We start from the raw sequence: 20,143 nt of genomic DNA, 5'->3' as shown, positions 1-20,143 counted from the left end.
CATTCTCCTCTTTTACATAGTAAGTGAATTTTCTATTTGCATATGTTGACGACGGTATGTTGCTAATGCGTCAATCGAAATCATTTTTAATTTATGTTTTTTTGCATACTTCACTAAATCATCAAAGCGTAACATTTCCCCATCATCGCCCATAATTTCACATATCACGCCAGCTTGTACACTGTTGCAAAGTTTAGCCAAATCGATAGTAGCTTCCGTATGCCCTCGACGCTCTAATACCCCATTGTCTTTTGCTATTAGCGGAAAAACATGTCCAGGTCTACGGAAATCCGATGCTTGTGCATGTGACGCTAGCATTTTTTGAATCGTCAAAGCACGTTCAAACGCACTAATGCCTGTTGTTGTCTCTTTATAATCAATACTGACAGTAAACGCTGTTTGGTGATTATCAGTGTTATCTACGACCATTGGCTGCAACGCTAATTTTTGTGCAAGCTGCTGTGAAATGGGTGTACAAATAAGCCCCCTACCATATTTCGCCATAAAATTAATCGTTTCTGGTGTCATGAACTCTGCAAGGGCCAGTAAATCTCCTTCATTTTCACGGTCTTCATCATCCACGACAACAATCATATTGCCCTGTTTTAAATCGGCAATCGCTTCTTCAATTGAATGTAGCAACATTGCCACCTCCTAATAGATATCACTTTATAAATTATGTTTTTTCTTTCTATAGCAGGTTAAAAACCATGCTTCGCTAAGTAATCTTTTGTAATAGTCGACGATTGCTGACTACCCTTTAGCTGGTGAATAATGTATTTGCCTACTAAATCGGTTTCGATATTGACTAGTGCCCCAACATTTTTAATTCCTAGTACGGTTTCTTTGTATGTGTGTGGAATAAGTGATACTGTGACACTGTTTTTTTCAACATGAAAGAGCGTTAAACTCGTTCCATCAATTGTGATTGACCCTTTAGGAATACAATAGCTCGTTAAGTCTTCTGAAAGTTCGATCTCAATATAGACCGCATTTGCCATTGGACGTTTACGTAAAATTTTCCCTACACCATCTACATGCCCTGAAACAAAGTGGCCACCAAATCGTCCATTGGCTGGCATTGCACGCTCTAAATTGACCGCATTTCCAACAGTTAGTTGCTGTAAATTCGTCGCTTTCACTGTTTCAGGCATTACATCCATTGTTAGCTCTTGGTCATTATAATGAGTTACTGTCAAACAAACCCCATTTACGGCTATACTATCCCCAAGCTTCACATCCGCCACTATTTTGGGCGAAATCACCGTTATTTCCATACTTCTCCTATCGCTTTGCAAGGCTTTTACTGTACCAATATCCTCAATAATACCTGTAAACAATTTTCCACCTACTTTCTTAACCCTATGTCGTAAACCTTTTGATAGTGATTATTTTAATTCCCCTTTCATTTTTTATAATCGAAACAAACAAAAAACCCCTTTCACATAAAAGGGGTTTGGGAGTACTTGTACATAAGACGTCACGAAATAAACCTAGTGGATACAAAAATTTTCCACAGGCTGCCATCTCATTGTTCTTCTCCCATCCAGACTATCACTGTCGGTTTTGGATTTGCACCAAATCAGCTTGCGCTCACGGACTTTGAATTGCTTCATCACCGCCGATTGGGAATTTCACCCTACCCCGAAGAACAGATATTTATTCAATTTTTGCCTAAATAAAAAACTTCCCAGCAGAAGCGATGGGAAGTAGTATGCTATATAAGCGTAGCCAAATAGACCTTTTAAAGTCATACGAATTTAAAAAGCTTATACTTTCATCCTTCTCCCATCCAGACTGTAACTGTCGGTTTTGGATTTGCACCAAATCAGCTTGCGCTCACGGACTTTGAATTACTTCATCACCGCCGATTGGGAATTTCACCCTACCCTGAAGGATATATTATTTAGTTACTTCATACGATAACATTATTTTAATAGATTATCCACCTAAAATTTTATTAATATTCTCAGATCCTTACTTACTTTGGCACACAAACTATACGAGCAGATTTAAAATAATGATTTATCCTTTGTTTGGATAAAGCTCTTTAACAAATACTTTCATGACTATATCTTTAGGCTATATCCAATTTAAAACACCATCAATGTATGCTTCATTGTTTCTTAAAAGAAACTTTCATCTGTTATAAGCGTTACTTCTTACATGACCACATATAACCAGCTTGACATCTAAAAATTGGAATGTTAGTGTGTGTTATTATTCAACGCTACTCATATAACACAGTCGCTTGTTACTGGCATTGTCAAATTCCCCTCATAGGAGGTTTTTTTATTGTTTACTACTATTTTTAATACAATATCAACCCAACGGATAGTAATAATTTTTTTCTTGGTACTATGCTTTATAGCTTCTGTTATTTTCGTTCAACATAACGAAACATTTTATGAGCGTCCAATCGCAGAAGTTATAAAAACAGAATTGGAAGATTCAACATCTGTCTCAGATATGTACAGTAATGACGATTATTTATACACGCAGCGGATCACAGCAGTACTAAAAAATGGAAAAGATAAGGGGCGGCTTGTTTCTTTAATAAATGAGTATTCTTCTTCTGCCGCTTTTGATCACGAATACAAGGTCGGGAATAAAATATTTGTCTCTATTAAGGCAAATACAGATAATAACGGGACTTTAACAGGTACGATTTTAGACGTCAAACGTGACCAGTACGTATTAGTGGTTGCATGGATTTTTATTTTTTCTTTACTGATTGTTGGAAAAAGACAGGGCTTATTATCAATCATCAGTTTGATGGTGAATGCACTAATATTATCATTCGCATTGGATTTATATATAAAACACGCTAACGTTAGGTTAGTATTTGTCAGTGGTGTATGTATTCTATTATTTACATGTGTTTCATTGATTCTTATTAATGGATTAAATGAAAAAACCTATGCTGCTATGCTTGCAACAATACTAGGCACTTTCGTTTCATTACTTATTACCTTTTTCGTGTTATGGATAACATCGGAAAACGGCCTACGTTATGAGGAAATGCAATTTTTAACACGACCATATCGCATAGTGTTTATGGCTGGGTTATTTATCGGAGCACTTGGGGCTGTAATGGACGTTTCGATTACCATGGCTTCTTCCATGTTTGCTTTATATGAACAAAATCCTACTATTTCAGACAAAGCCTTAAAAGCTTCAGGTCTTGATATCGGCAAAGATGTCATGGGCACCATTACGAGCATTTTATTTTTCGTGTATATTTGCGGCTCCATCCCTATGCTTATTTTATATTTAAAAAATTCTTCTACACTAGGGCTAACACTTTCCATGAATCTTTCATTAGAAATAGCTCGCGCTCTAGCAGGTGGCATCGGCGTTGTTTTAACAATTCCAATTAGCCTTTACACTTCTATTTTTTTCATTAAACGAAAGAGGGTAACAGGATGAATGTATTAGTGTGGCTATCAACCATTTTATTTATTTTGATGCTCGTTATCGGTGGTAAAAAAGGGGTACGTTCATTTCTTTCGTTATTTTTAAACTTCGGGGTACTCTTTATAACAATTTTTTTAATGACCAATCCTAAGAACAGTCCCATTGTGTTAACGTTTATTGCCTGTACAATCATTAGTTGGATTAGCCTATTTTATATTAATGAAAAGAACAGCAAAACAATTACCGCATTTATTTCGACAATGATTACCATTGTGATACTGCTAATTTTTATTGTGGTTGTCACAGAGAAATCTATGATTCAAGGATTTGGAGAAGAATCTGCTGAGGAGATTAGCATATTTTCGCTTTATATTGGCGTTAATTTTGTTCAAATAGGCGCTTCAGTTATTATTATGAGTACAATTGGAGCTATTTTAGATGTCGCCATCTCCATCTCCTCGTCAATGCATGAAATTTTTCACCACAACCCATATATGACTAGAAAAAAATTATTCACATCTGGTGTAAATATTGGGAAGGATATTTTAGGAACAGATACAAATACGCTATTTTTTGCTTTCTTTGGTGGATACCTAGGTCTTTTAATATGGTTTAAAGATTTAAACTATTCGATTGGCGAAATTATCAACTCCAAAGTGTTTAGCACAGAACTTATTACAATTTTTTGTGCGGGTATTGGTATAGCAGCCATTATTCCTATCACGTCCTCAGTTAATGCCTATTATTTAGTCAAAACACGGGAAAAAGAAATTGCCAGTCAATCCAAGTGACAGGCACTTATATTCCTTTTTTGCATTCATGTCATCATGAACGAATGACTATATTGATTTAAGTATTATGAATGGTAAAGCCAAATACCCTTTAAGGAGAAAAATACAATGAAACATATAATATTTGATTTTGATGGCACACTTGCGGATTCCACGGCAGTGTTTGCTTCTGTATGGAATACGATTGCTAAAAAACATGCATTCAAAGAAGTACAGTTAGAAGATATTGATGCACTAAAAAAATTATCGATTGCTGAACGAAGTAAATTATTTAACTTCCCGTTACACAAACTACCTACTATACTCCCGCAATTTTATCGTTTATATCAGCAATCATTACAAGATGTTCATTTATTTCACGGTATGAAAGAGGTCATACAGGAACTTGATAAGAAAGGATATACAATTGCCATTATTTCCTCCAATTCAAAAGATAATATTTTGGCGTTTTTACAAACTAATGGTATCGACCATGTGTCCGAAGTACTTTGTTCGAGCCGTATTTTTGGTAAAGATAAAGTGATAAAAAAGTATTTAAAACAAGCCAATTTAAAAACATCCGATGTTTTATATATTGGGGATGAGCAACGAGATATCGTCGCCTGCAAAAAAGTAGGTATTCCAATTATTTGGGTTGGTTGGGGGTATGATGCCATTGAGATTGTCCAATCCGCAGAACCCGATTACAAAGTATTTACTCCTGCAGAAATACTAACTATTATTTAAGGTTTATGAACTCTATCACCACTGCCTAGGCTCTAAAAAAAGACACTCTTTATAAGTGTCTTAAAATACAAGAGAAGTTGATTATTATTCCTACATCAACTTCTTTCTTATTGTGGGGGAAGCTTTGTTAAAATTTCTTGGTATTTTTTTGCTGTCCTTATTTCCACTGTCAGAAAATCTTGTCCATAGGTCGCCTTAATTAAAAATGGTACATCACTGGTGTTTTGAAATCTAAAATCTAAGCCACCATAGGACACCGTTGCATCTCTGCCCTTTGGAACATATCCTACATCTAATGAATGATAGTGTCGCTCCACAAATTTAATCGGGAGTTGATCGACTGCATTAAACAATGTTGAAGATGTTTGGCAAATCCCCCCACCAATGCCCATAACAAGCTTTTTATTAATAATTTCAGGTGCGGGCTGATAGCCATTCGCTTCATCTCTAGGGCCTACAACAGTATTAAACGAAAAAGTATCTCCGCTACCAACAATCACATTGTGAATGGCTTTTGCTGAAAGTTCAATATTTTTATTTCTTCCAACATCCGCTCCATTGAAGTAGGTTGTATAAGAAGCCACTACAACATCTTCTAAATAGGGTATGTCTTCAAAATAATAGCCACTTTCAGTAATATACAGTGGCATTTCTACTGTGCCACCCGTTGCTGATGCTGCCATAATTTTTTCTACCAATTCACTTTCTTTTAAAATAACTAATGGACTACCTTTTATAATCCGACCATTGTCATCGACTTTATCAAGCATCATTCGCTTATCAAAACCAACTTTTGTTTCTGTGCCTCTCGCTAATTGTTGTGCCAATTGTTCAATGTTCTTTTTATACAAGACTGGGTCTGTTTCAAAGCCTAATTCTATGGGCGATACGATGTGGATGATTTCTTTAGATTGTGGATTAACAATTTCAACCACTACAGGACCTACTTCCTGCTCCTTGTCCTGCGTGTACATAACGGGTTGTTGCACGTCGTCTTTTTCAATTTGTTCATGCTTTATTTTACCCTGACAACCTGCTAAAGCCATTACACTGCCTAAACAAAATACAACCATCCATTTTTTCAAGTTTAAACACCTACCTCCGACTTACTTACAGCAACATCTTATTCGACTCGTTAAGATAGTGTGTTTCTTTTTATGGATTATTATTGACTGTTGCTTAAATATTTGTTCATTTACTTTATCTTTTGCAATTAAAAACACACCCATTAAGATTTTGCTCTTGCTTTAACAGCATTTTGTAATCTTTACAAGACTATAGTTATATATGTGTCGTTTCCCATGTGTCCTGTGCAAAAATAAGAGAGTACAGCCTTATTTGAGGTCTTTTCTCACTCATTCACCAAACGGAACATATGTTTGTTTATTTTCACTGTATTCTGTATAATAAAACAGAAATGGTGCTAAGAGGAGAAGTTTGGATGTATTAGGGATGATGTTTTAATGGCATTTGCAGTAGCTAGAAGGAACATTGCAAGTATGCCAAATTAGAATAAGATATTTTATAGGAGCATGCTACACTTACTATCCATAAAAAAAATTCCCTTCACGGTTTCGTTTTTTGTTCTCCACTCCCCTGAATTACACTAAAACTAGAGGTAGGTGCATAGATGATTCACTTAACAAACCGCCAGGCACGACAATTTCTGTTGTTGAAACATGGACTTTTGGACGACTATAAATTTAGCGGGAAACGGGGTGTAATGGACTTTACTCGACAAGTTGGTTGTATTCAATACGACCCTATCGATGTTTGCGGAAAAAATGCCGAATTGGTGTTACAGTCCCGAATCAAAGAATTTACTAAAGAAATGCTCGCCGATTTGCTGTATGAAGAAAGAAGCCTTGTCGATTATCCCGACAAGAACCTCGCTATTATGCCTATTGAGGACTGGCCGTATTTTGAACGCTATAGGGAAGCCGCCCGACAACATGCTAAACGCTATCCCGAAATGGAAGCGTTGACAACGCTAGTACGGGCTCATATCCAAAATCATGGTGCACTAAGTTCAGATGATTTAAAATTGGATGGAGATTTCTCTTGGCAATCAGCCATTCACTGGAGTAGCGGAAACAATCCATCTCGCTCAGTACTGGAACAGATGTATTCAACGGGTGAGTTGATTATCCATCATAAAAAGGGAAGCCGTAAATATTACGATTTAGCCAAGAAGTACATAAAGCCAACTCTGCTGACTGCATCAGAGCCCCTAGTTGATGAACTTGCGCATTATAAGTGGCGGGTACTACGTCGAATCGGCTCGGTCGGTCTCTTATGGAATCGTGCGTCAGATGCATGGTTGAATATTTGGGGGTTGAAAGCAGCACAACGCAAAGAGGTTTTTAGCCAGCTATTGCAGGAAGATCGTATTGTTGCCGTTACTGTGGATCAAATGAAGGATATGCTGTATTGCCTTGCGGAGGATTTACCGCTTATTGAAGTGGTTTTGCAAAATCCAGAACCAAAATGGCGTTGCGAGCTGATTGCGCCGCTCGATAATTTCCTTTGGGATAGAAAACTGATTACCGCATTATTTAACTTTGATTATACGTGGGAGATTTACACACCTGCAAGCAAACGAAAATTCGGCTACTATGTGCTCCCCCTCGTATATGGCGAACGCTTCATTGGACGAGCTGAGATTATCGCGGAGCGAAAAACTAACACACTCGTTGTTAAAAACATCTGGTACGAGAACAGTGTGAAGCAAACAACTCAATTGCGTACAGCTTTAAACAGCTGTCTCAAAAAATTTGCTACCTTTAACGGGTGTGAGACTATTTCGGTAGAGTCTTTGAACGAATAGCCATAATTTTTTACCATATAGGCGATATAACATACTTAATCTCTCCACTAGTATCATCATATAATTGTTACAGAGTTGGATGCCCAAAGTAAAAACGGCAGTTCTGAAAGATTCAAAACTGCCGTTTAGGTCTATAGCTATTCGCTACATTTTAAAATTAATTCATATCATCACGCAGTGCATCGACGATATTTTCTTTTTTAATTATGCGAAGTGCGTACATTGTTGTAATAAATATGACAAGGAATACCCCCAGTACACTAATGCCCATACTGCTCCAAGGGAATGTGAATGCAACTTCCGCTCCACCGATAAACATCCCTTTATAGATTAGCCAAGCTAAAATACCTGAAATAGGGAGTCCAAATAGTAATGTTTGGAACCCATAAAGAACACATTCAAAGCGCATCATCTTATTGAAATCACGATTGGACATACCAACTGAGCGAAGCATTGCAAGCTCTCGTCTACGTAATCGAATATTCGTAGAAATGGTGTTAAACACATTGGCGATTGCAATAAGTGACATCATTATGACGAAAACAATGGTGAACAAATCAATGATGAAGATAATATTGCGGTTCTGGTCAAATATTTCATTGGCATTGTATATCGAATATTCGTATGAGGTTTCTTCCGATTCGATTATTTTTTTCATTTCATCAACTGACTGCGATGCATCCTTTGATAGGAACGTTAAGCCCCAATCCATCGGAACATCAGCTAGTGCCCATGTATCGATTAATTGATATGGTGCAACAATCATAAACGTGTACGGTCTTACTTCAGACGGTAACTTTGGTAATGGATCGACAGGATACGTATCGACAAATGTAATCGTTACATTTCGCTCTTCATTTAAGATTGCGCTAGTATTTACGTTTGGTGTAATATCTAAATTCATCGACTGTTTTGTAAACATATCTATTATGTTGTCTTTTTCCGATGCAGTAGCCGTTTTATTTTTCACTTTGGCAACGGCAATGACTTTCGCATTTTCCCCTGTATATTCAGCTATATCTAAACCTAAGCTTTTAATAAAATCTAGGTAAACACTATCCTCTAAAAACTGCATGTCTAGCGGTACATCAATCGTCTTATCGAGCTCAACATAACCTGCTGCTTGACGGTAGTCTGCTGAGAAATCATGTAAGTTAATTTTACTTGCATATTCCATCATGGATTGATAAGAGCCTTTATAAACCCCATCTACATTTTGTAGTTTGTCAAATAGCTGAAATAAATCGTTTTCTTTCATGTTCTCACTAAAGAACATAATATCGTAATCCGTATTGACAACGGATGACTCTGCAGCCTGCTGGAGCGTTGTTTTAAATGCGCTAGACGATACAAACATAACTACACTTAATATAAGTGATAGGACGATACTGCGATATCGTCTTTTGTTTCGTTTAAAGTTTTTAAGCGCAAGTGTGCGTTCTAAGCCGTAAATACGCTCCATCCATTTAGACGTATTAATGGCTTTTGATTCCACTTTAATTTCATTTGTTTGACGAATACAAGCCATAACTGGAGTATTAGCAGCTTTGCGTGCTGGGATATAAGCTGAAATTAAAATGGTCATCAAACTAATAACGACTGTGGCGATTATGATAGGTATTGAAACGGTCAAAGTTAATGGTACATTATCATAGGCAATATTTTCAAAATTTTTCGACACAAGAGAAAGAACACCTTTGATACTTGGGATGCCAACTAGCACACCAATTGGTATACCAACAGCACCAATACATAGTCCTTCAAATAATACAGAATTTCGCAATTGTTTTGCCGTTGCACCTACTGACATCAGAATTCCATATTGTCGCATACGTTCGTTTAACGAAATGGAAAAGGCATTGTATATAAGGAAAACTGAACCGAGCATAATTAAGGCAACTAACATGCCACCAATTGAGTAGAGTAGACGATTAAATAGTTTATCATTTGACAGACCCATAAATCGTAACACGTTGTCATTTGTAACAAATTGATGTTCAGTTGCGAATTCATCTGCATAATCATGCACTTTACGAGGACTTTTCATTTTAATAAAGGTACTAAAGCTACTCGCTTTTTTCATAGCATCAGTTGTTGTAATTAATGTATAACCAGGTGCCCTTACCTCTTCGAATCCAGGTCGTTTGAATGTCCCAACGACTGTATAGTGTTTCTTACGCTCAGCTACAAAGCTTTCTGGATTAGTTGAAAGATAAGGGTCATATTGTGAGAGCTGTTTATCCTCGCTTATACGTCTTCCAATATTCAATGCAAGGGTATCACCTACAGAAATCGTCACGCCCCCATTTTCCTTAAGGTGCGAAGGAATGAGAATTTCCGTGTTATTTTTAGGGTATCGACCAGCAGTAAGTGTTATTGGTAAATGGGCATACGTGTCTTGGTCAAAGCCAGCAATAAAGAGATACGGCTTGTTGACGTTTTTACCTCCCTCCAGTTTGGCATAACCAATGTTTTCAAAGGTAATGGTATTGGCTATTCGATTATCTTCATTTTGTTGTTCGATAAATGTAGCGTCAACATCAGAAAATCCAACGTGCCAATCGCCGTATTTTATTATCGAGCCATTAATCATATAGTTTTGTAGGGAGGTCGCAAAGGTCGTAACGCCTGTAATCATCGCTGCAGATAAAATAACGCCAATAATGGTCACAATCGTTCGCGTGCGGTTTTTTAGTAAACTTTGCAAGGCGACTTTATTGAAAATATTCATTATCTTGCCACCCGTTTCTCATCTCGAATAACTTTGCCGTCAGACATGGAAATAATCCGATCCGCTTGTAAGGCGATATTTTCATCGTGTGTGACTACAATCAGCGTTTGCTGATATTTTTCGTGGCTGGATTTTAACAAACGCATAATTTCATGCCCATTTTTGCTATCTAAACTACCTGTAGGTTCGTCAGCTAACATCACGGCTGGCGCGTTCATCAGTGCACGTCCAATCGCAACGCGTTGCTGCTGACCACCTGATAGTTGATTGGGTAAATGGGTTTTTCGGTCTTCGAGGCCAAGTAAGTTTAATAAGTCCATTAATCGTTCTTCATTCACTTTACGTCGATCCATCAAAATCGGTAATGTCATATTTTCTACGACATTTAACGTAGGAATAAGGTTATGAAATTGATAAATCAGACCAACTTCTCGACGACGGAAAATTGCCAGTTTTTCATGATTTTGAGCATACACATCTTGTCCGTTCAAGTAAATTTTTCCGCTTGTCGGTACATCTACGCCAGCTATTGCATGTAGTAATGTCGATTTACCTGAGCCAGATGAACCGATAATGGCAGTAAATTCCCCTTTTTCTATCGTAAGTGAAACATTGTCCAATGCTGTCACTTGATTTTCACCTTGCCCATATGTTTTGTATAAGTTTTCAATTTTTAAAAACTCCATTATGTGAGCCTCCTTTTGTGCTGTACCCTTATAATAGAATTTTTAACTTACATCCTCGTGACTCTAAAGTGAGAGATTCGTCACTTTGGGAAACGAATAGAAAAAATTGCGCCACCTTGCGGATGATTTTTGGCACTAATAGTTCCCCCTTGGCGCGTAATAATGGTTTTGCAAAGCGCTAGGCCAATGCCATATCCTGTCGTGCTCGTATTTTTCCCACGGTAAAATCGTTCAAATAAGTAGGGCACATCTTCTTTTTTAAAACCTGGTCCACTATCATGCAAGGTGATTTCTGTATACAGTATATTTTCCTGACAAACAATTTGAATCGTCCCGTTATTGCCTATACTCTCTATGCAATTTTTTAAAATGTTTTGAATGGCCTCTGAAAGCCAACCGAAATCTCCATGAATAACTAGTCTGTCCGCTGTATTCACTTGAGGTGTAATATTATGTAAATCCATCGACATAAGAAATGGATGAAGCGAATCCTTTATTAAGGTTGTGACATCCAATGGTTTCATTTTGAAATTTACAATATCTGCATCTAAACGTGATAATTTTAACAGAGAGGTTAATAGCCAATCCATTTGTACAAATAATTTTTGAATATCCCATAGCAACGTTTTACGCTCATGTTCCTCTGGATTGTTTTTCAGTAAAGATACAATCAAATTCGCTGAAGTTAGTGGTGTACGTAGTTGGTGTGCAATATCGGCTAGTGAATCAGCTAGATATATTTTCTCTTTTTTCAGTGCTTCATTTTGTTCTCGTATGCGAAGCGTCATTTTAGTAATTTCATTTTGTAAAATAGACAGTTCGCCTTCTTCTGCATTACCAATAAACAAATGATCTGTATTATGCAGCGCTAAATTTATTTGCTCTGAAATTTGTGTAATCCTTTGATAATGCGCTTTTGTAAATAAGAAAAATAAGATGCCAAACGCAACACAAGTAGAAAGTATTAATAGGCCAGCTACGGGCTGAATAGTAAAACCTAAAATGGCGGTAATGATTGTGATGCCGGTAAATAAAAGTGTAAATTGTCGAATCTCCCTATTCCGCAACATGGCTAGCTCCTAGGCGATAACCTGTACCACGAACAGTTAAAATGTATCGCGGGTTGCCAGGTTCTGTCTCAATTTTTTCTCTTAGGCGTTTTATATAGACGGTTAGGGTATTGTTCGTTACAAACTCGCCGGATGCATCCCATAATTCGTCCAATAGCCTGTCGCGCGTGATAATACTTTTAGGGTTATTTATAAACACTAATAGTAATCGGTATTCAAGCGCAGAAAGAAAAACTTCTTGCCCATACTTTTTGACTACGCCACTCAATGGATCAACATGAAGGTCCCCCATTTCAAAGACAACTGGAGAATGGCCGTTTTTTCGTAATGCTGTTCCAATTCGAGCAATCAATTCGCGTGGACGAAAAGGTTTAGTAACATAGTCATCAGCCCCTATGTTCAGCCCCGTTACAACACTGCCTTCATCGCCAGAAGCTGTTAGAAAGATTACTGGAATGTTCTGAGTTTGCTTGATATCCGTACAGACTGCAAAGCCGTTGCCATCAGGAAGTGAAATATCAAGCAATGCCAAGTCATATTTCTGCGCAGCAAGCATGAGTATGGCTTCTTTTTGCGTCGCAGCATGGGTGATGGTAAATCCTTCAGAGCGGAGTAAAAGAGCGAGGTTTTTCGCAATTTCCAAATCGTCTTCAACTAAAAATATATGTTTCATTTATTATCACCAACCTTTATTAGCATATTTTGTATTTTTAATATATAGATTTTCTGTTTCAATCGGACCATAATCCATACTTCAACACCTCTGAAATTGATTTCAAGAGAAATCATACCATGTATCTCAATGAATCCGTACAGACTATAAAGTTTTTGCATTCAATTAAGCTATGGTACCTGTCACACACTTTTCGTGGATTACGTCGCACTTATGCAACGTTTCGATTAAAATAGACAATGATTGGAACTGTGAAGTGTTGAAACGAACCTATCCAATAAAGGCGCCAAGTGTGCCGAAATCGGGTCCGTTTACTTTAGGAAAAGAGGTTGAATATGGCGAAACAACATTGTTGTGAGTATATGGATTACCATGCAAATTTCAAATGTGACATGCATATCGAACCATTTGATTGTCCTGACAAAATAATCATTTTTTCGGATAAAGATAATACATACGGTTTGATTATTCATGATGGTGGTTCTTCAAGTATAGCAATTGAATTCTGTCCATGGTGTGGTTCAAAATTATAGTTAGTTGTTGGTGCATGTGTTTATCGAATACATGAATAGTAGAATCAGATACTGAAATTGTATTGAGGGAGAGTTATAAATGAAAAAAATTAGAGCAATATTTATTGGCGATGTCAGATTTGACCAATGTCCAGTGTTTGAACTTAATGTTGAAACAAATTATTTTGAAATGCTGATTGATAAAGAACTTAGATATGAAAAAGAAGTTGTAGAAGAAGATAATGATTTTTTAGTTTTTGAAATAGAAAACGATGTCGCAACATTGATTAAATAAAATTATGGCATTTCACAATGGTGAATATAATTTTCGAAAAAACGTTGCGAATATAAATATGAATAATCTATACCTTCACTCGAGTCTAGCATGTTTAACTAACGATTTTGATAGCGGTTTTGGACTTCCTCACGTCTTGTAAATATTAGATGTTTGGGGTAGTTCCCAACGTAAATACAAAAACCAATATTAGTTATATTAAGTAAATAATGTTATATTTAAATCATAAGTAATTGAATACTATGCATGAAGGTGCTCCACACACAAGCCTGCTTAATTAATAAACTTATTGATTTAAAGGGGGTTACATTTTTGAACAAAAATATATTAGGCGTTTTATCAGTTTTGACAGTAGCAATAAGTATCATTTTTTTCTTTATCATCAGAGGACCTAACGCAAACTTAACTTTGGGTATAAATGTGTTTACAGTGCTTTCTGTACTAGGCATTATCTTTGCTATCTTATCTAAAAAACTATGGTTTATTATTACAGGAATCTTGTTAAATGGTGCCGTGTTAGTATTTGTTTATTTTCTGTTGCTTGCAGTAGGAATTAGTGAACCATAAAAAAATAAACGTCAAGAAAATGGCGTGATTGTTGTATATCCTCTTTCCTGATTCGGCTAACGTGTGCTTAAATTTTAAGGATTTATAACATTTACATAAATAAACCTACTAACGTTTCCAAATACTGTTACGTTAGTAGGTTTATAATGAATATAAAATGGTTTTAGGAGTTACTTATTTATATCTTTCGAAATGGAATAAAACTAAAGACGATTTGCGTTCAAGAATGGATTTTCAGTTCATTCATAATAGATGTGCGCATGACTGGCTGGCAGAGCCGTCATGACTTTGATACTCTCTATTCTCGCTAGCTTGGGAGAACTTCCGTTGAATTCAACTCACATTACTTTAAGTGCATTGCTTCCTCTTCTTTTAAAATCGTTCAGAACCCAAACTTCCCACTTTTATTCCAATTGGCAAGTAATACGATAAATTGTTTGTAATCATTCCACCAATGCGTAAACCAATTGCGCTTGGCTTTCCGCTAATTAAAAAGCTACCAACCAATATGTCTCCTGTTTGTTTGCCTTTTTCACTGTGAAATGTTGTTTTTGGTTGCTCGATATATTGCTGATACACCTTTGTATAGTGATGATAAGATTTTTGTGCATCCGCCTTTAGTAAATGTCCATCTGCTTCATAAATCTCTATCGTATCCCCTTCACGACCGAATACAGGTTTTTTTACATAGCGCAGCCCTTTGTCCATAAACGGGCTTTCTTCTAAATAGGTAGGTAACAAATAATCGGCAATCCACTCATGCTCTTCAGCAGAAAAAAATTCATTTCCTTCCTCGTGCAAGCCCCAAATGACAGCTTGTACCGCTTTGTTTTGTAGTAAAAAAGCAGAGGGTGGGTTGATAATCGTTAACAAATTTTGTTCAACTAACTCTAATAGCCACAAGCCGATTTTATTTTGTGCTTCATCCTCGTCTAGAATTAAATTTTCAATCGGAAACGTTTGACGATACAGGATATCGATTTGCTTCCCGTCCTCATCAAATAACCCGACACCTCTTTGAATTTGTAATTGATGCAACGGCGTAAATTTGGCTCCAGATATAAATTGCATTAAGTAAAGCGTTGTATAGTAGTCTTCTATATTTTGTTCATGCGCAGTAAAGACGATATGTGTTTTTGGAGAACATTTATTTTGTTTAACGCTTTCCTGAATCAAATCTTTTAAAACCTGCTCCGCATCAGCATTCGGATTTTCCATTGCGAACGCATGACAAATGCGTTCGTTGACAAAAAATAATTCCTTAATAAACGTCGGTGTATCTGCATTCATTTCAATACATTTATAGCTACCGTTATGTGGAATAAAGTCAAAGCGCGCAATTACGCTTTCAACCTCCATCGTTTTTAAACGGAGAAAATGGAGCGTTTCTTCCGGATAACCCATTTCAAGTAATGTCTCATTGGATACGTTGCGTAATAAATGAGCCGTTTTAAAAAAAATTTTACCCGTTCGTTCCGTTGCTAACCGAATCTTTTCAACTTCTTCCTCTGTTATTTCATACATATCATAAAGGGCATATTCCTCGTCATATAAATCGGCCCAAAACTGTTCAATTTGCGTATAAAACTGTTGGCGCTCGCTTTTATACATGAAACCATTCAGCTCACTTTCAATTCCGTTACATAAATCACATAAACGCCACGGTCCTCATCAATTTCAGTAGAAGTAACAAGCATTTGTCCGATATTAGGAATATCTACAACATTCTTTAATAAATAGCGAATAACTTCAGTATGTGTCTCACAAGGGATACGTAAGAGCAATGGATAATTTTCACGTTCATTTGGACTTCTAAATTCGATATGTATGCCTCGTTCACGAAAGCTTCGCTCATCCTCACCTGATAAATTACGGCCCATCTCTCTTAATACAAGCACTTCCACATTCCCTTCCATCTCATTCGATATAAGCTCATATTGTATACCTTGCATGATAAAATATGTACAAAGCTGTCGCGCATAAAATTCATCTAGGCCAACTTTGGGTTCCATATATTCAAAAAACGGCTCAAAATATCCATTTCCTTTATCAATATAATAAATTAACTCCTTCAGAGCTACCCCTCCTCAAACTAATATGATAAACATTTCGCAACAATCCAACCAACTGCTAATGATAACGATAATAAAATTGTTCCAACTGCTCGATTATCTTCTTCAATTGCTTTTTGAATGCTAAAACGAATCGTTATTAGTTCTGCTATGAAAAACACAACGACTTGCGCTACAATGCCGATTGCACCCCAGATGACCATATCAAATAATGAAATCGAATACTCTACAGCCGCCCCTAATACGATGGCTAAGCCGATTACTTTACCACCTAATAGCATCGCAGCACTTACATTTTTTTGCGCAATTAATTGGAACTCTTTAATTTTTGGTGTACTTAGCGTAAATAGCAACATACCGATTACTAATAAACTAATGGATACACCTAGATATGATAAAAAATTTAAATACACATTCATATTTTTCGCCCTCTCTTATCCTCCGAAACTTTTTAATCCACTGCCAAACCCTGAGCTGGATCGCCCTGCTTTAGAGCTGGTACTGCTTTTATAATTTTTGTAGTCGCTGCTACTCTTTAACGCTGACTTGGTATTATAATAGCTTCCCCCGTAATAGTAGGCTCCATAATGCCCTGAACGACTTTCATCACATTGCCATACGCCCTCTTCCTCTGACCAATCCCAGTCATTACAGCTTTCATCTGTTGGCTTTGATGGTAAGCTACTTGTTGATGTGTCACAACCAGCTAAGCTTAACGTTAAGGCTGTTGCTGATATACCAACCATCATTTTTTTCGTTTTCTCCATTTCTATGAGCCTCCATTTCCTTTCCTACTTTAACGTACGAAAGAAGAACGAGAAAAGATTCAAAAAATTTAACATCGTATAAATCTTGGAAAAAAGTGAAACTGCAATCATCGGAAAATTCACTAGTATAGGTTTTTTTGCAATGTTAACTATCTTTGTGATTTTTCCCATGAAAAAAAGACCGCAAATGATGGTCTTTTAACTAAACATTCAAATCTCTTTTTTTATAATAAACATAGGTTATGACCAAAAATGATAGAATCAATATTAGGGAGATTACGACAAAGCTTATATCTAACCCACCGCCATACATTACATTTTTCGCTTCAAAATATTTAAATGGTGTAAAATACCTTATTCCTTTTATACTCTCATTCAGATCAATAATCATTGATAACATATACATAAGTAAGAGAATTCCAGTAGCCACTGATGCAGCCGTTTTTGGTTTCTTCTTTACAGCAGCAATGGCACTGCCAATAACCATAAACAACACCTGCAAAATGAACATTGCTACCATTAAGATTGCGATTTCACCATTCACCGCTTCGCCATCACTGTATTTCCCTAAAAGAATAATAGACGAAACGAATGTTGCGAGATTGAAGATCACAATATTTATCAACGCAGCCAATAGCTTGGCTGTAATAACTTTACTTCTAGATACTGGTTTAACGAATAAAAACTCAGATGTTTTATCTCGCTCTTCTTTGGCAATAATGGTCGCTCCGAGCATGACTGCATGAATAGTTGCCATTAACACTAAATAGAGAAAAAGCATACCATAGTAACCGCTAGCTTTCGTTAAATCCAAATCATTGAAACCTAATACAGCCTGTAGCGATTTTGGCATATCTGCCATCAATTTATTTATCGATTGGCCCGATGACGAATACGCTTCATATTTAGTCATTCCTGATGCCACCATCAGGAAAACACCGATGCTCCAAAATATGAGTGATTTTCGATGAGACTTCAATTCTTTTAAAAATATATTCATTACCGAACCCCTCCATTTCGCTTTCTACAAGTAAAGCTAACATTTTTAAACCGCATGGATATCCTTCTTACTATAGACAACATAACTAGCTGCAATTGCAAGAATAATAATCACTGCACCAGCAATTAAAAATGTTGTTTCATAGCTGGAATGCTTTATGATATAAGCGGTGTCGAAGTATTTAAACGGCGAAAAATAACGTTTCACTTCATCACCAGTCGTATCGCTGAACATTCCGACAAAGTAAAAAGCAAAGACGGTAGCAAGTGAGACGGTCAGCACAGATTTAATCTTTTGGACAATAACGGAAATGATTATTCCTAAGGATAGGAATATCAGCTGAATAAAGAATATTGTAAGTGAAAGCAGCAAGAAAATTTTTAAGCTAAAATCATCAGTCTGAACTTGTAATGCCACAAAGCTAGCGGCAGCGAAATAAAAGATATTCGTCACGACAATCGAAACGAAGGCTGCTAATAATTTAGCTGTCAAGATTTTTGTACGGGTAACAGGCTTCGTTAGCAAAAAGTCCGCTGTTTTTTCACGGACTTCCTTATTGACAATGGACGTGCCGAGATTCATCGCCTGGATTGCTGCGCAAAGAGTAATAAACGATAACGGGAAACTATAGAATCCTAAAATAGTAAAAAAATTTTCTTGATTAAACCCCATTGCATTTCTGATCGCCTCTGGATAGTTTTCAACGATTTTCATAAAACCTTTTGCATCTTCAGCAAATGTAGAATACATTGACATAAAAATAATCATAATGGCAATTAACGATAGCGACCAAATAATTGTAGACTTTCGATACGTTTTCAATTCATGTATAAAGATATTCATTAATGCTTAGACCTCCTTCTCATAATAATGTAAAAAGATCTCCTCAAGGTCTGGTTCTTCAATCCACAAATTCGTAATTTCAATGTCAGCGATTTTTTTCATCACCGTATTAATATTACCTTTAAATAAAAAGCTAGTTACGTTATTGTGAATATCTAATTTATTGACCCCATCGATTTGGAAGTAATTTTTGTCTAGGGGTGCATCCGTCTCAACTTTAAACTTTTTATAGTTATTCTCTTGTAACGTACTAATCTTTTCTACCGTTACAATTTTACCTTCTTTAATGATGGCAACACGATTACATAATCTTTGAACCTCACTGAGGATGTGCGACGAAAATAAGATCGTAGCACCTTTTTTATTCTCTTCCTCTAATAGTTCAAAGAATTTTTGTTGCATTAATGGGTCTAGCCCGCTTGTCGGTTCATCTAAAATAATGAGTTTCGGCTCATGGAGGAGCCCTTGAACAATTCCGACCTTCTTCTTGTTTCCTAAAGATAGGTCATCAATTTTTTTATTCAGATCCAAGTCCATCATTTTTGCTAACTCTTTCATTCTCTTACTGCAATCTTTTTTATAAAAGCTAGCTGAGTATTTTAATAGGTCCTTTACTTTCATATTGTCATAGTAAAAGATTTCTGATGGTAAATAGCCGATCTCCTTTTTTATTTCTGGTGCAAATTGAATGCAGTCCTTGCCAAAAATCGTGGCGCTGCCGCTCGTTGGGTAAATAAGCGATAATAATGTGCGAATTGTTGTCGACTTTCCAGCACCATTAGGTCCAATAAATCCGAAAATTTCACCCTGTTCAACGTTAAAACTAACATCAGCTATTCCCCTTGCTTTGCCGTAAGTCTTCGTTAGATTTTTAATTTCTATTACGTTCATTGATAATACCTCCCTTTTTCTTCTCAAACAGTTTCGCAAAAGATTACTGTCTTATTCGTAAGTCAGCTCACAGTCAACTACGATATTTCTCTTTTCACTTTATATATACATACATTAGTATTTTTGTAAATTACAACTTGCAACATTCATTTTTCTAAATGGAATCTATAATAAAAGGGGTGTTAAAATAAAAAAAAGACTTTTGTTTTCGAGGTTGAGCTAAAATAAAAATTACAACTACTAATTTTAAGTATTTGCTGTTAGGGAGAGGTCAC

The 20,143-nt window shown here is 36.4% G+C and carries 21 protein-coding genes and 2 riboswitches; of the genes, 7 read left to right on the top strand and 14 right to left on the bottom strand.

The window, feature by feature from the left end; all coding sequences use genetic code 11:
• Positions 1–12: 12 nt before the first annotated feature.
• Together ribB and ribE are read right to left on the bottom strand one after the other, a co-directional pair.
• On the bottom strand, positions 13–645 hold the full coding sequence (gene ribB, locus T479_RS07710; protein ID WP_051147754.1) for a 3,4-dihydroxy-2-butanone-4-phosphate synthase: 633 nt from the start codon (positions 643–645) through the stop codon (positions 13–15).
• A 56-nt stretch (positions 646–701) separates the two neighbouring features.
• A complete protein-coding gene (ribE, locus tag T479_RS07705) occupies positions 702–1,340 on the bottom strand; it encodes a riboflavin synthase (RefSeq protein ID WP_025219137.1) in 639 nt (212 codons plus the stop codon).
• A gap of 190 nt (positions 1,341–1,530) precedes the next feature.
• Positions 1,531–1,656: riboswitch (FMN riboswitch) on the bottom strand.
• A 120-nt stretch (positions 1,657–1,776) separates the two neighbouring features.
• Positions 1,777–1,902, bottom strand: a riboswitch (FMN riboswitch).
• Between the two features lie 393 nt (positions 1,903–2,295).
• Between ribE and T479_RS07700 the strand changes: the two genes are divergently transcribed.
• From T479_RS07700 to T479_RS07690, 3 genes are all read left to right on the top strand, one after another.
• On the top strand, positions 2,296–3,429 hold the full coding sequence (locus T479_RS07700; RefSeq protein ID WP_025219136.1) for a YibE/F family protein: 1,134 nt from the start codon (positions 2,296–2,298) through the stop codon (positions 3,427–3,429).
• Positions 3,426–4,208: a YibE/F family protein gene (locus tag T479_RS07695; protein ID WP_025219135.1), complete on the top strand. Its 783-nt coding sequence runs from the start codon at positions 3,426–3,428 to the stop codon at positions 4,206–4,208. Before T479_RS07700 ends, T479_RS07695 begins: the two co-directional genes overlap by 4 nt.
• 108 nt (positions 4,209–4,316) lie before the next feature.
• On the top strand, positions 4,317–4,934 hold the full coding sequence (locus T479_RS07690; RefSeq protein WP_025219134.1) for an HAD-IA family hydrolase: 618 nt from the start codon (positions 4,317–4,319) through the stop codon (positions 4,932–4,934).
• A 107-nt stretch (positions 4,935–5,041) separates the two neighbouring features.
• Here T479_RS07690 and T479_RS07685 read toward each other — a convergent pair whose 3' ends face one another.
• The gene (locus T479_RS07685; RefSeq protein ID WP_038510230.1) at positions 5,042–6,007 is read right to left on the bottom strand and encodes a VanW family protein; all 966 of its coding nucleotides are present in this window, start codon (positions 6,005–6,007) and stop codon (positions 5,042–5,044) included.
• A 557-nt stretch (positions 6,008–6,564) separates the two neighbouring features.
• Here T479_RS07685 and T479_RS07680 point away from each other — a divergent pair.
• Positions 6,565–7,761, top strand: a complete 1,197-nt coding sequence (locus tag T479_RS07680; RefSeq protein ID WP_025219132.1) for a winged helix-turn-helix domain-containing protein — start codon at positions 6,565–6,567, stop codon at positions 7,759–7,761.
• Between the two features lie 157 nt (positions 7,762–7,918).
• On the opposite strand, the gene T479_RS07675 is transcribed toward T479_RS07680, so the two are convergent.
• From T479_RS07675 to T479_RS07660, 4 genes are all read right to left on the bottom strand, one after another.
• Entirely contained in the window at positions 7,919–10,492 is a 2,574-nt protein-coding gene (locus tag T479_RS07675) for an ABC transporter permease (RefSeq protein WP_025219131.1), read from the bottom strand.
• Positions 10,492–11,178 (bottom strand): ABC transporter ATP-binding protein, encoded by a 687-nt coding sequence (locus T479_RS07670; protein ID WP_025219130.1) that lies wholly within the window; start codon positions 11,176–11,178, stop codon positions 10,492–10,494. Before T479_RS07670 ends, T479_RS07675 begins: the two co-directional genes overlap by 1 nt.
• Before the next feature lie 80 nt (positions 11,179–11,258).
• Positions 11,259–11,966, bottom strand: a complete 708-nt coding sequence (locus T479_RS07665) for a sensor histidine kinase (protein WP_407080996.1) — start codon at positions 11,964–11,966, stop codon at positions 11,259–11,261.
• Positions 11,967–12,234: 268 nt separating this feature from the next.
• Complete coding sequence (locus T479_RS07660) at positions 12,235–12,921, bottom strand: response regulator transcription factor (protein WP_025219128.1); 687 nt, start codon at positions 12,919–12,921, stop codon at positions 12,235–12,237.
• Positions 12,922–13,256: 335 nt separating this feature from the next.
• Between T479_RS07660 and T479_RS07655 the strand changes: the two genes are divergently transcribed.
• The 3 genes from T479_RS07655 to T479_RS07645 all read left to right on the top strand — a co-directional run bounded on the left by T479_RS07655 (position 13,257) and on the right by T479_RS07645 (position 14,295).
• On the top strand, positions 13,257–13,454 hold the full coding sequence (locus T479_RS07655) for a DUF6980 family protein (protein WP_025219127.1): 198 nt from the start codon (positions 13,257–13,259) through the stop codon (positions 13,452–13,454).
• Positions 13,455–13,533: 79 nt separating this feature from the next.
• Complete coding sequence (locus T479_RS07650; RefSeq protein ID WP_024363321.1) at positions 13,534–13,728, top strand: hypothetical protein; 195 nt, start codon at positions 13,534–13,536, stop codon at positions 13,726–13,728.
• 312 nt (positions 13,729–14,040) lie between these two features.
• Complete coding sequence (locus T479_RS07645; protein ID WP_025219126.1) at positions 14,041–14,295, top strand: hypothetical protein; 255 nt, start codon at positions 14,041–14,043, stop codon at positions 14,293–14,295.
• Between the two features lie 372 nt (positions 14,296–14,667).
• Here T479_RS07645 and T479_RS07640 read toward each other — a convergent pair whose 3' ends face one another.
• The 7 genes from T479_RS07640 to T479_RS07610 all read right to left on the bottom strand — a co-directional run bounded on the left by T479_RS07640 (position 14,668) and on the right by T479_RS07610 (position 19,868).
• Positions 14,668–15,906 carry a glutathionylspermidine synthase family protein gene (locus T479_RS07640; RefSeq protein WP_038509578.1) on the bottom strand — a complete coding sequence of 413 codons (1,239 nt, stop codon included), beginning with the start codon at positions 15,904–15,906 and terminating at the stop codon, positions 14,668–14,670.
• A gap of 8 nt (positions 15,907–15,914) precedes the next feature.
• Positions 15,915–16,307, bottom strand: a complete 393-nt coding sequence (locus T479_RS07635) for an RNA helicase (protein ID WP_227665424.1) — start codon at positions 16,305–16,307, stop codon at positions 15,915–15,917.
• 80 nt (positions 16,308–16,387) lie between these two features.
• A complete protein-coding gene (locus T479_RS07630; RefSeq protein ID WP_025219123.1) occupies positions 16,388–16,786 on the bottom strand; it encodes a DUF350 domain-containing protein in 399 nt (132 codons plus the stop codon).
• A 15-nt stretch (positions 16,787–16,801) separates the two neighbouring features.
• Entirely contained in the window at positions 16,802–17,134 is a 333-nt protein-coding gene (locus T479_RS07625; protein ID WP_024363316.1) for a hypothetical protein, read from the bottom strand.
• Between the two features lie 202 nt (positions 17,135–17,336).
• Entirely contained in the window at positions 17,337–18,134 is a 798-nt protein-coding gene (locus T479_RS07620; RefSeq protein WP_025219122.1) for a DUF2705 family protein, read from the bottom strand.
• Positions 18,135–18,179: 45 nt separating this feature from the next.
• A complete protein-coding gene (locus T479_RS07615; RefSeq protein ID WP_025219121.1) occupies positions 18,180–18,977 on the bottom strand; it encodes an ABC transporter permease subunit in 798 nt (265 codons plus the stop codon).
• 6 nt (positions 18,978–18,983) lie between these two features.
• Positions 18,984–19,868 carry an ABC transporter ATP-binding protein gene (locus T479_RS07610; RefSeq protein WP_024363313.1) on the bottom strand — a complete coding sequence of 295 codons (885 nt, stop codon included), beginning with the start codon at positions 19,866–19,868 and terminating at the stop codon, positions 18,984–18,986.
• Positions 19,869–20,143 lie beyond the last annotated feature (275 nt).

This window comes from Lysinibacillus sphaericus (assembly GCF_000600105.1).
GTDB lineage: Bacteria > Bacillota > Bacilli > Bacillales_A > Planococcaceae > Lysinibacillus > Lysinibacillus sphaericus.
Note: the sequence above shows the minus strand (reverse complement) of the source record. Positions and strands in the feature narration are given on the sequence as shown.

Coding starts and splice junctions, on each gene's coding strand:
- ribB (WP_051147754.1), bottom strand. CDS start 645: ATGTTGCTACATTCAATTGAAGAAGCGATTGCCGATTTAAAACAGGGC.
- T479_RS07695 (WP_025219135.1), top strand. CDS start 3,426: ATGAATGTATTAGTGTGGCTATCAACCATTTTATTTATTTTGATGCTC.
- T479_RS07690 (WP_025219134.1), top strand. CDS start 4,317: ATGAAACATATAATATTTGATTTTGATGGCACACTTGCGGATTCCACG.
- T479_RS07685 (WP_038510230.1), bottom strand. CDS start 6,007: ATGGTTGTATTTTGTTTAGGCAGTGTAATGGCTTTAGCAGGTTGTCAG.
- T479_RS07680 (WP_025219132.1), top strand. CDS start 6,565: ATGATTCACTTAACAAACCGCCAGGCACGACAATTTCTGTTGTTGAAA.
- T479_RS07675 (WP_025219131.1), bottom strand. CDS start 10,492: ATGAATATTTTCAATAAAGTCGCCTTGCAAAGTTTACTAAAAAACCGC.
- T479_RS07670 (WP_025219130.1), bottom strand. CDS start 11,178: ATGGAGTTTTTAAAAATTGAAAACTTATACAAAACATATGGGCAAGGT.
- T479_RS07665 (WP_407080996.1), bottom strand. CDS start 11,966: ATGACGCTTCGCATACGAGAACAAAATGAAGCACTGAAAAAAGAGAAA.
- T479_RS07660 (WP_025219128.1), bottom strand. CDS start 12,921: ATGAAACATATATTTTTAGTTGAAGACGATTTGGAAATTGCGAAAAAC.
- T479_RS07655 (WP_025219127.1), top strand. CDS start 13,257: ATGGCGAAACAACATTGTTGTGAGTATATGGATTACCATGCAAATTTC.
- T479_RS07650 (WP_024363321.1), top strand. CDS start 13,534: ATGAAAAAAATTAGAGCAATATTTATTGGCGATGTCAGATTTGACCAA.
- T479_RS07640 (WP_038509578.1), bottom strand. CDS start 15,906: ATGTATAAAAGCGAGCGCCAACAGTTTTATACGCAAATTGAACAGTTT.
- T479_RS07635 (WP_227665424.1), bottom strand. CDS start 16,307: ATGGAACCCAAAGTTGGCCTAGATGAATTTTATGCGCGACAGCTTTGT.
- T479_RS07630 (WP_025219123.1), bottom strand. CDS start 16,786: ATGAATGTGTATTTAAATTTTTTATCATATCTAGGTGTATCCATTAGT.
- T479_RS07625 (WP_024363316.1), bottom strand. CDS start 17,134: ATGGAGAAAACGAAAAAAATGATGGTTGGTATATCAGCAACAGCCTTA.
- T479_RS07620 (WP_025219122.1), bottom strand. CDS start 18,134: ATGAATATATTTTTAAAAGAATTGAAGTCTCATCGAAAATCACTCATA.
- T479_RS07615 (WP_025219121.1), bottom strand. CDS start 18,977: ATGAATATCTTTATACATGAATTGAAAACGTATCGAAAGTCTACAATT.
- T479_RS07610 (WP_024363313.1), bottom strand. CDS start 19,868: ATGAACGTAATAGAAATTAAAAATCTAACGAAGACTTACGGCAAAGCA.